The 3,027-nt window shown below is 57.2% G+C and carries 3 protein-coding genes; all 3 read right to left on the bottom strand.

Going from position 1 to position 3,027, the window contains the following annotated elements; all coding sequences use genetic code 11:
- On the bottom strand, positions 1 to 1,115 hold a 1,115-nt coding region (gene glmS, locus AC2VLY_RS07130), incomplete at its 3' end, for a glutamine--fructose-6-phosphate transaminase (isomerizing) (protein ID WP_486922006.1).
- A 152-nt stretch (positions 1,116 to 1,267) separates the two neighbouring features.
- Entirely contained in the window at positions 1,268 to 2,641 is a 1,374-nt protein-coding gene (gene glmU, locus AC2VLY_RS07125) for a bifunctional UDP-N-acetylglucosamine diphosphorylase/glucosamine-1-phosphate N-acetyltransferase GlmU (RefSeq protein WP_486893313.1), read from the bottom strand.
- Positions 2,642 to 2,743: 102 nt separating this feature from the next.
- Positions 2,744 to 3,027: ATP synthase delta/epsilon chain alpha-helix domain-containing protein (locus AC2VLY_RS07120; protein WP_486893312.1), on the bottom strand; the 284-nt coding region annotated here is incomplete at its 5' end.

Genomic DNA, 3,027 nt, shown 5'->3' with positions numbered 1-3,027 from the left:
CCCAGCTCCTTGGCCCGTTTCAGGGCCTCAAACGTATCCAGCGTTTCGCCCGACTGGGAGAGGGTCACAATGAGCTGGCGCGGGTTGGGAATGGAGTCGCGGTAGCGGTATTCATGGCCGAGCTCTGCCTGAGCGGGAATCCCGGCAATGCTCTCCAGCCATTGCCGTCCCACCAGGGTCGCGTAATGACTGGTGCCGGAAGCCAGAAACAGCACGCTGTTCATATCCTTGAAAATGGCTTCCGCCTGCGCTCCCCACAAATCGCCCAGATTCAACTGGCTGTTCAACGCCCCTTCCAGGGTATCCGCCAAGGCCCGGGGCTGCTCGTGGATTTCCTTTTGCATAAAGTGCCGGTACGGTCCCAAATCGACAGCGGCAGCACTGAGTTCACTCCAATGTTCTTCACGTTTCTGGGGCTGCCCCGCCTGATCGGTAATGGACAGCTTGTCCCGCTCCAACAAGGCTACGTCGCCATCCTCCAGATACAGCACCCGGCGGGTTACGGGCAACAGGGCGGCCACGTCCGAGGCGAAATAATGGCCTTCATCCGCAATCCCCAGCAACAGAGGGCAACCCATCCGCGCCACACAAAGCCGGTCCGGGTCTGCAAGCGACAAAACGGCAATGGCATAAGCGCCGCGCAATTCCGCCACGGTTTGCCGTACCGCTGTAAACAAATCAGGCGCTGTCTGTCGATAAAAATGGACCAGATGGGCAATGACTTCCGTATCTGTTTCGGAAGTGAATACATAACCTGCCTGTTCCAGACGGGCACGCAGGGCATGAAAATTTTCGATAATACCGTTGTGCACCACCGCAATTTGTTCATGAGACAACATGGGATGGGCATTACATTCTGCCACCCCCCCATGCGTCGCCCAACGGGTGTGACCAATGCCCAGCATGCCTTGCAAATCCCGCTCGCTGGTTGCCGCCGTCAATTCCGCCACCCGGCCCACGCTCCGCACGCGCTCCAGGCTTGGCTGCTGTCCTGGAACCTGCTGGAGCATCGCCAAACCCGCCGAATCGTAGCCGCGATATTCCAGGCGCCGCAAACCTTCCAGAATCATGGGTACCAGGTCAGTTTTACTGACCCCGCCGACAATACCGCACATAAGCTATGTCTCCCGAAGACGAGGGGCTCTCTGCCCGCACTGAATTTATCCTGACATCAGCCCACAGGCTGGATGATTTTCTCTTGGACCCGTTGTGCTACGTTAATCTACGCCCCGACCCGCCCCTTTCGCCAGGAACGGACCTGCTGCCGTCAGGTTTCCTTGATCTTCCGTTGCGGCCGCTGCCAATCCGCTATGGAACGCTGGGGACTGCGGCTGAGGGTCAGGCCACCGGCGGGCACATCCTTGGTGATAGTGCTTCCGGCACCAATAGTCGCGCCGTCACCCACACTGACTGGCGCAATCAACTGCGTCGCAGAACCGACAAACACATCATTACCGATCACGGTCTTGTGCTTGTTCACCCCATCATAATTGCAGGTGATGCTCCCTGCGCCCACATTTACCCCGGAACCAATGTCCGAGTCACCAATATAGGTCAGATGATTAGCCTTGGAACCATTGCCAATGGTCGAGGCTTTCACTTCCACATAATTACCGATATGTGCCGCCACGCCAATATCACTACCCGGACGAACTCTGGCGAATGGGCCGATCCGTGCACTAGCGCCTATACGGGCGCCTTCGAGCACACTGTAGGGCAGAATTTCTGCATCATCGCCAATTTCCACATCCTGCAGAACCACGCCCATACCGATGCGCACCCGATCTCCCAGACGCACCTTGCCGATACACAGAACATTGGGGTCCATCCAGCAATCCTGACCGCATTCAAGAATTCCGCGAATATCCACACGTTCCGGATCCGCCAGGCGCAGCCCCTGAACCTGCAAATGACGCACCTGCCGGCGCTGGTAAATTCTCTCCAGCGTCGCAAGCTGAACCGGGTCATTGACGCCCAGGGCTTCGCTGGCATCGCTAAAAGTAAAAGGCCAGACCTCTTGATGACTGCTCCGGGCGATGGCGACCACATCCGTCAGATATAACTCACCCTGGGCATTATTGGCTGACAAGTCCGATAACCAGCCCTGCAGTGAAGCGACTGGCAATATCATCATGCCCAGATTCACTTCCCGGATAGCATGCTCTGTGCTGCTGCAGTCTTTCTGTTCACGAATGGCCTGTACCTGGCCTTTGGCGTCGCGGACTATACGACCGTAACCCTGGGCCTGTTCAAGAATGGCGGTACTCAGTCCCAGCGCGTTTTGCGGAGTTTTTGCCAGAAATGCGCGCAAGGTGTCAGCGGTGAGCAAGGGAACATCCGCATACAGCACCAGTACCCGGTCAGCACCCCGCAGACCGGGTAAAGCCGCTTTCAGGGCATCGCCGGTGCCACGTTGCTCCTGCTGATGCCACCACTGCAGCGGCCAGTTGCTGAAATGCTTTTGCACCAGCTCAGATCCATTGCCAATCACCACATGCAAGTGTCGCGGCTGCAAGCTCTGCGCCGTCTCCAGAACATGCTCCAGTAAAGGCTTGCCTCCCAAAGCCTGCAACACTTTGGGCCGGGCAGAACGCATGCGGGTACCCTGACCAGCCGCCAACACGACAATATCGGTAATCACCTGATCCATGATCTCTTCCTCAAAACGCACAAACCCCGGTCACAATGAGCGACCGGGGTTTATGAAACCTGCCCAAAGACAGGAGCATCGCTGCTTTTGAAACTAGCGCAGCAGGCCTTGCTCGCGCAAGCGCTGAACCGCTTTCAAACGGGCAATCTGAGCCAATAGTTCACCCTGCGCTGCAGCATAATCCATCTGATCCATATTACCGGCCAGACGCGCCTCAGCCGCCTGTTTGGCAGCAAGCGCCTTGGCTTCGTCAATATCCGTAGCCCGTTCCGCTGAATCTGCCAGAACCGTGACCACGTCCGGCTGGATTTCGAGCATGCCGCCGTTTACGAACAAATATTCGGTGTTTTCACCGTTGATAATCCGTAACTCGCCGG

Source organism: Acidithiobacillus sp. TH-A36, assembly GCF_057473445.1.
The sequence above is the reverse complement of the archived record's forward strand: the minus strand, read 5'-3'. Positions and strand labels throughout refer to the sequence as shown.